At 35.4% G+C, this 7,265-nt stretch carries 5 protein-coding genes; all 5 read left to right on the plus strand.

Going from position 1 to position 7,265, the window contains the following annotated elements:
• Positions 1-189 precede the first annotated feature (189 nt).
• Positions 190-4,053 carry a type IX secretion system sortase PorU gene (porU, locus tag RMN97_RS11215; RefSeq protein ID WP_309614611.1) on the plus strand — a complete coding sequence of 1,288 codons (3,864 nt, stop codon included), beginning with the start codon at positions 190-192 and terminating at the stop codon, positions 4,051-4,053.
• A 37-nt stretch (positions 4,054-4,090) separates the two neighbouring features.
• Complete coding sequence (gene porV, locus RMN97_RS11220; RefSeq protein WP_309614612.1) at positions 4,091-5,281, plus strand: type IX secretion system outer membrane channel protein PorV; 1,191 nt, start codon at positions 4,091-4,093, stop codon at positions 5,279-5,281.
• Between the two features lie 172 nt (positions 5,282-5,453).
• A complete protein-coding gene (gene cdd / locus RMN97_RS11225) occupies positions 5,454-5,936 on the plus strand; it encodes a cytidine deaminase (RefSeq protein ID WP_309614613.1) in 483 nt (160 codons plus the stop codon).
• Positions 5,937-6,074: 138 nt separating this feature from the next.
• Entirely contained in the window at positions 6,075-7,076 is a 1,002-nt protein-coding gene (pdhA, locus tag RMN97_RS11230) for a pyruvate dehydrogenase (acetyl-transferring) E1 component subunit alpha (RefSeq protein ID WP_309614614.1), read from the plus strand.
• 2 nt (positions 7,077-7,078) lie between these two features.
• Positions 7,079-7,265: biotin/lipoyl-containing protein (locus tag RMN97_RS11235; RefSeq protein WP_309614615.1), on the plus strand; the 187-nt coding region annotated here is incomplete at its 3' end.

Consider the following 7,265-nt stretch of genomic DNA (forward strand, 5'->3'; position numbering starts at 1 on the left):
AATTTCGAGGCGCAATATAAGTATTTACCATTAAATTGCAACAACTTTTTTAATTAATACTAAATTCGCTCCCTGTGGGCGGACTTACAATATAACGCAAAATTAGTAGTTTTATTGTATTTTGGCTCAAAAAAAATTTTTTTTTGATTTTTTATACTAATTTTTAAAAAAATACGTTTATTGTATACTATGAAAAGAATCATTATTATTTGCTTACTGTTTTTGAGCACATTCTTAGCTATGGCTCAAGAACAAGGAAACGCTTCTTTGAATTGGACAGCCAAAAAAGAATTGTCTTTTGGAAGCTTTTCTTATATGGTTCCTCAGTTTAATGCTCAAAATTACGAGTTTGATGTTTATTCCAAAACCGTATCCTATTCTTTAACAATACAACTTAATAATAAAGTTAATGAGAATGCAGTTCAAATAACTAACCTTGTCTTTGAACCTATCCTGGAAAGCCAGCTTGGCGATATAGCCATAAAAAATATTCCTTCCAGTTTTAAATCATCGTTTAAAAGCTATAATGCACGGGAAAAATATTATGGCAAAATTACGCTTACGCCAATAGTTAAAGAAGGAAACTCTTTTAAAAAATTAATTTCTTTCAGTTATACTATTTTACAAAGTGCCTCAAGAACACAAACTACCGTTAACAATATTACTGCTATTGAAAACTCCGTTTTAAGTACGGGAAATTGGTATCGGTTTTATATTCAAAAATCAGGCGTTTACAAAATCACTAAAAGTTTTCTTCAAAGTTTAGGGCTTGACACCAATGTAGATCCAAGAAAAATAAAAATTTATGGTAATGGTGGAAGAATGTTGCCGCTACTTAATTCTACTTACTATCCCATGGATTTATCCGAAAATGCTATTCAAGTTATTGGCGAAAGTGATGGTATTTTTGACAGTCAGGATTTTATTCTTTTTTATGCTGAAGGAATTGATAACTGGAATGACGACTACAAAAGCAGCTTAAATATTTATTCAAATAAGTCCTATTATTATGTAACAGCGCAAGGCGATGTTGGTAAGCGAATTGTTGACATGACTCAGCCAACTGGAAGCGCAACAACAACGATTACTACTTTTGATGATTATCAATTTCACGAAGTTGATGATGTTAATGTTAAAAAATTAGGTAGAATTTGGTTTGGAGAGAGCTTTAGCGTGGACAACGAGCAAGAATTTAAATTTAAATTTCCAAATATTGTAAGTTCATCTCCTATTGAAATTAAAACGCACGTTGCTTCCGTAACTTCGACTTCAAATAATTTTAAAATAGAAGCCAACACACAATTGGTGGGCAATATTTCTCTAGATCCTGGAAGTAGTAGTGATGATTTAGTAATTGAAAGAAATTTTTCCTCAACATCTAATGTATCTGCTGAAGATGTGACCATCAAAGTGACTTTTGATAATGGTGGCGTGCCGAGTTCAAGAGGCTATTTAGACTACATCAACATCAAAGCCAAAAGAAATCTTCAAACCTTTGGAAAACAATTCCGATTCCAATTTGATCAGGCAAGTTCCCTAATAGGGATTGGTGAATACCAACTTTCTAATGCTTCATCAATATCGCAAATTTGGGATATCACCGATAAGTTTAATGTAACCAAAGCAGAAAACGCAACGCAAAGCGCTTTTTCTTTTAAAGCAAATTTAGGAGAAGTTCGGAAATATATTGCCATTGACAACACTGATTACTATGCTCCTTTAAAAGATTCGAAATCAAAAGTGGATAACCAAAATTTGAAAGGAACCATTTTTAACAATGCGCAAGGTGTATGGCAGAAAATTGACTATTTAATTATTACCCCGAAATTCTTAAATGCACAAGCCGAAAAATTGGCTGCTTTTCACAGAAGTTACTCTAATCTGAATGTCAAAGTGGTGAATTTAGAAAACATTTATCCGGAATTTTCATCCGGAAAACAAGATATCGGAGCGATTAGAAATTTTGTAAAATATGTTTATCTCAATGCCCCGATTGGTCAACAAGTAAAATACTTAAATCTTTTTGGGGATGCCTCTTATGATTTTAAAGACCGAATTGCAAACAACACCAATATTGTTCCTATATATCAGGCACTGAATAGTTACTCCGAATCACAGTTTTCATTTGCATCTGATGATTTTTTTGGTATGATGGATGAAGATAAAGGCCGATTAGATAGTGGTATCACCACTTCAAATGGCCCTACAATATTTCCTGATCCTGATTTAGGGGGAATCGATATCGCTGTCGGGAGGATGATTGTCAGCACTACACAACAAGCAGATGAAATGGTAAACAAAGTAATTGAATACCACGATTTGAAATCGTATGGTAGTTGGAGAACCAATTATGTTGCCATAGCCGATGATTCGGATAAACCTTCTGATTCAACATTACAATACAAGCAAAATAGACTTACCGATATAGTTGTTGCCGAAAAACCATTTATCAATTTCAAAAAAATATTGCTCGATTCTTATGAGCAGGAAACTTCAGCCGGTGGAAAACGATATCCAAAAGCAAGAGAAGAAATTTTTGCAGCTTTCGAAAAAGGAGCACTTGTTTTCAATTACTTAGGACATGGTGGTGAAGATGGTTTATCTGGTGAACGTATTTGGGAAAAATCAGATGGTCAAAATTTGAGTAACCGATACAAATATCCCTTATTTATAACCATTACTTGTGATTTTTCAAGATTTGATAACCCCTATCGTCCAACAGCTGGCGAATATACCTATTGGAATCCTAGAGGTGGTGCTATATCAATGATAACAACTGTTCGTTCTATAGATCAGGGAAACGCAGAAGTATTTAATGATAAACTTTCTGAATATTTATTTTCATATAATAGTGATGAATATACAACCATTGCAGAAGCGCTTCGTCTTGCTAAGAATTCTAATTCAAATACGGCTACTAATGTTGTATTTTATTTAGGAGATCCAGCGTTAATGTTGGCAATCCCAAAACCAAGAGTGGTTTTGACTAAAGTTAATGACATTCCTATTACCGGACCAATTGATGATTTTCAATCGCTGGCATTTGTTAAGTTAACCGGTGAGGTTTTAGATGAAAACAACAATCAGTTGCCTTCTTATAATGGTGAATTATCAGTGAATATATTTGACAAAAACGTAATGAGGACCACACTTAATAACGATTACAACAGCCCATCAATCCCTTTTACAACTTTGGGGGAAACAATTTTTAGAGGAAACGCTTCCATAACAGCTGGTCGTTTTGAGTTTGGTTTTGTGGTACCAAGAGATATTAGAATTCCTGTTGGCAACGGAAGAATCAGTTTTTATTCCAAAAGAAATCAGATTCTGTTAGACAAATACGGACAAAATACAGATATTAAAATTGGCGGAATCAACACAAATGCTGTAGCCGATAATACGGGACCAACCGTCAAACTATATATGAATGAAGAAACATTTGTAAATGGCGGTATTACAAACGAATCTCCTTTTTTCTTAGCTATACTCGAAGACGAACACGGAATAAATACCGCAAGCGGAATTGGCCATGATATAGTTGGTATTCTTGATGGTGACGAAACGAAACCTTACATCATGAATGATTATTATCAAACCGAATTAGATGATTATACAAAAGGTAGAGTTTATTTTCCTTTCCGAAATTTAGCCGTGGGTTTGCATACAATTACATTTAAAGCTTGGGATGTTTATAATAATCCCATCACTGCCGAAATTCAATTTGTAGTGGTTGGCGACGAAAGTATTGCGCTTGAGCATGTACTAAATTATCCAAATCCTTTTGTGAGTTACACCGAATTTTGGTTTTCTCACAACAGACCATTTGAACCTTTAGATGTCCAAGTGCAAGTAATGACCATAACAGGTAAAATTGTCTGGACAAAAAATCAAACCGTGACAACAGATGGTTTTCTTTCCAGAGAAATAACTTGGGATGGCAAAGATGATTTTGGAGACCGAATTGGTAAAGGTGTTTATGTCTATAAATTGACTGTAAAGTCCACTTTATCGGATAAAAAGGCAGAAAAAATAGAAAAACTTGTTATCCTTTAGGAAAATACTATATTTGTTAACTTTTATAAAACTGAAAATGAAAAAATTCGCAGCCCTCTTTATACTAATCTCATTTCAATATGTTAACGCACAACAAGATAGTCGTGTTATTACCACTGGTGTTCCATTTCTTTTAGTAGCAGCCGATGCCCGTGCTGCTGGTATGGCAGACCAAGGAGTTGCTACTTCTCCAGATGCTTTTTCACAACAATGGAACCCTGCAAAATATGCATTTGCTACCGACAAACAAGGTTTCACAGCAAGTTATACTCCTTATTTAACTGATTTGGTTAATGATATTTCATTGGGACAAGCAACTTACTATAACCGATTTAATGAGAGAAGTGCCTTTGCAGTAAGCTTACGTTACTTTGGTTTAGGAGAAATTGAATTAAGACAAAATGCTGAGGATGAACCTCAAATTGTTAAGCCAAATGAATTAGCTTTAGATGGTTCGTACTCGTTACATTTAAGTGAGCGTTTTGCCATGTCTGTTGCGGGAAGATATATTCGTTCTGCTTTAAGAATACCATCTGGCGAGTCTACAGACTCCAAACCGGCAAGTTCATTTGCAGTTGATGTTTCAGGTTATTATGTAGGTGAAGAAGCCGCATTTTCTGACTTTAATGGTCGTTTACGTCTTGGATTTAATTTCCAAAACATGGGGCCAAAAATCAACTATGACGCTGGTGCTTCTGACGATAACAGTGCTAACTTCCTTCCGGCTAATATGAGAATTGGTGGTGGTTACGACTTTATTCTTGACGATTTCAACAAAGTAACTTTAAGTGTTGAGTTTGCAAAACTTTTAGTGCCAACTCCAAAAAGTGCCGATTTAGATGGTGATGGCTTAATTACTTCACAAGAGGAAATTGATTTAAGAACTCAAAACAATGCTGATTATAACAAGATAAACTGGGTTTCTGGTATATTCTCTTCTTTTGGTGATGCACCGGGAGGATTTAGCGAAGAGCTTAAAGAGTTCACTTACTCTGTTGGCACCGAATATTTATACCAAGATTCATTCGCTTTCCGTTTAGGATATTTCCATGAAAGTCCGATAAAAGGAGCTAGAAAATTTTTCTCCCTCGGAGCCGGATTCAAATACAACGTAGTTAAAGTAGATGTGTCCTATTTATTCTCTGCATCAAAAGTGAAAAACCCATTAGAAAATACACTTCGTTTCTCATTATCGTTTAACTTTGGTGATAAATACGAAGATTATTAATATATAGTAAGTAATAAAAATAACATCCAAATTTCAAAAAAGAGATTTGGATTTTTTTTCCTCAATAAGTATCAAAAAAGCAAATGAAATAACCATTGGCAGAATAGAAATTAAAACACTAAACTTTAAAATGGTTATTCCATTTTCCAATAAAAACAATTATAGAATTCGAATGAATAAAATAGAAATTAAAACCTCGTTTACAGCATTTCAATCAGTTGAAGAACTTCCTCAAGATGTTCAGACGCTAATGCAACAAGCCATCGAAGTCAGAAAAAATGCTTATGCTCCTTATTCAAAATTCAGAGTTGGAGCAGCACTACTTTTAGATAACGAAAAAATTGTTTTAGGTTCAAACCAGGAAAACGCTGCATATCCATCTGGACTTTGTGCTGAAAGAGTTGCTATTTTCCATTCAAACGCAATCTATCCTGATGCCCGAATTGTAAAAATGGCAATCTCAGCAGCCTCTGATACTAATAAGACTACAACTCCGATTCCACCATGTGGCGGTTGCAGACAATCTATTTCTGAATATGAATTCAAGCAAAACACACCAATAGAAATTTATTTTATGGGGGAAAGCGGCGAAATTTATAAGTCAGATTCGATTAAAAATTTATTGCCGCTAACCTTCGACAAAAACTTCCTGTAAAAGGTAAAAATTACTCTTTTAAATTTTACTTCTTACTCGGAATGTTTTACTTTTGCCATTCGCAAATTTGTGAGTGAGTGAACTATTTTGCGTTGAAATATGATTACAACTTAAGAACGCTTTAGCAAAAAGTAAAAAATGAAAGAAGTAACAAAAGAAGTTTATTTAAAGTGGTACGAAGACATGCTGCTTTGGAGAAAGTTTGAAGACAAACTTGCAGCACTTTATATTCAACAAAAAGTTAGAGGATTTCTACACTTATATAATGGTCAGGAAGCCGTTTTAGCGGGTGCTCTGCACGTTATGAACTTAGGCGGAAAAGACAAAATGATTACGGCTTACCGTAATCACGTGCAGCCAATTGGAATGGGTGTTGACCCAAGAAGAGTAATGGCAGAACTACTTGGAAAAGTGACCGGAACCTCAAAAGGAATGGGTGGTTCTATGCACATCTTCTCAAAAGAACACGGATTTTATGGTGGTCACGGTATCGTTGGAGCACAGATTCCAGTTGGTGCTGGTATGGCTTTCGCCGATAAATATTTTGAAACTGGTGGTGTAACCTTAACCTATTTTGGTGATGGTGCAGCACGTCAAGGTTCATTACACGAAGCGTTCAACATGGCGATGTTATGGAAATTACCGGTAGTTTTTATTTGTGAAAACAATGGATATGCTATGGGAACTTCAGTTGAAAGAACGGCTAACCATACAGATATTTGGAAACTAGGTTTGGGCTATGAAATGCCCTGCGGACCAGTAGACGGAATGAATCCTGTAAAAGTTGCCGAGGCTATGCACGAAGCCATGGAAAGAGCACGTCGTGGTGACGGACCAACATTCTTAGAAATGAAAACTTACCGATACAGAGGTCACTCCATGTCGGATGCACAATTATACCGTTCGAAAGACGAAATAGAAGAATACAGAAAAATTGACCCAATTACACAAGTGCTGGATATCATCAAGGAAAACAACTATGCAACGGATGCAGAAATTGAAATCATTGATGAAAGAGTAAAAGATTTAGTAGAAGAATGCGTAACATTCGCAGAAGAATCTGCTTTCCCTGAAATACAACAATTGTATGATGTGGTTTACGAACAAGAAAATTATCCTTTCATCCCTCACAGACTATAATTATGGCAACTAAAATCACAATGCCCCGCCTTAGCGATACGATGACAGAAGGAACTGTGGCAACCTGGCTTAAAAAAGTGGGAGACATAATAAAAGAAGGAGATATCCTGGCCGAAATCGAAACCGATAAAGCTACGATGGAATTCGAATCGTTCAACGCCGGAACTTTATTGTTCGTCGGAATCAACG

The sequence above is a fragment of the Flavobacterium sp. genome, assembly GCF_031381455.1.
GTDB lineage: Bacteria > Bacteroidota > Bacteroidia > Flavobacteriales > Flavobacteriaceae > Flavobacterium.

What these genes read in the sequence shown, in the direction of transcription:
- pdhA (WP_309614614.1), top strand. Translation starts at nt 6,075, where the DNA reads ATGAAAGAAGTAACAAAAGAAGTTTATTTAAAGTGGTACGAAGACATG.
- porU (WP_309614611.1), top strand. Translation starts at nt 190, where the DNA reads ATGAAAAGAATCATTATTATTTGCTTACTGTTTTTGAGCACATTCTTA.
- cdd (WP_309614613.1), top strand. Translation starts at nt 5,454, where the DNA reads ATGAATAAAATAGAAATTAAAACCTCGTTTACAGCATTTCAATCAGTT.
- porV (WP_309614612.1), top strand. Translation starts at nt 4,091, where the DNA reads ATGAAAAAATTCGCAGCCCTCTTTATACTAATCTCATTTCAATATGTT.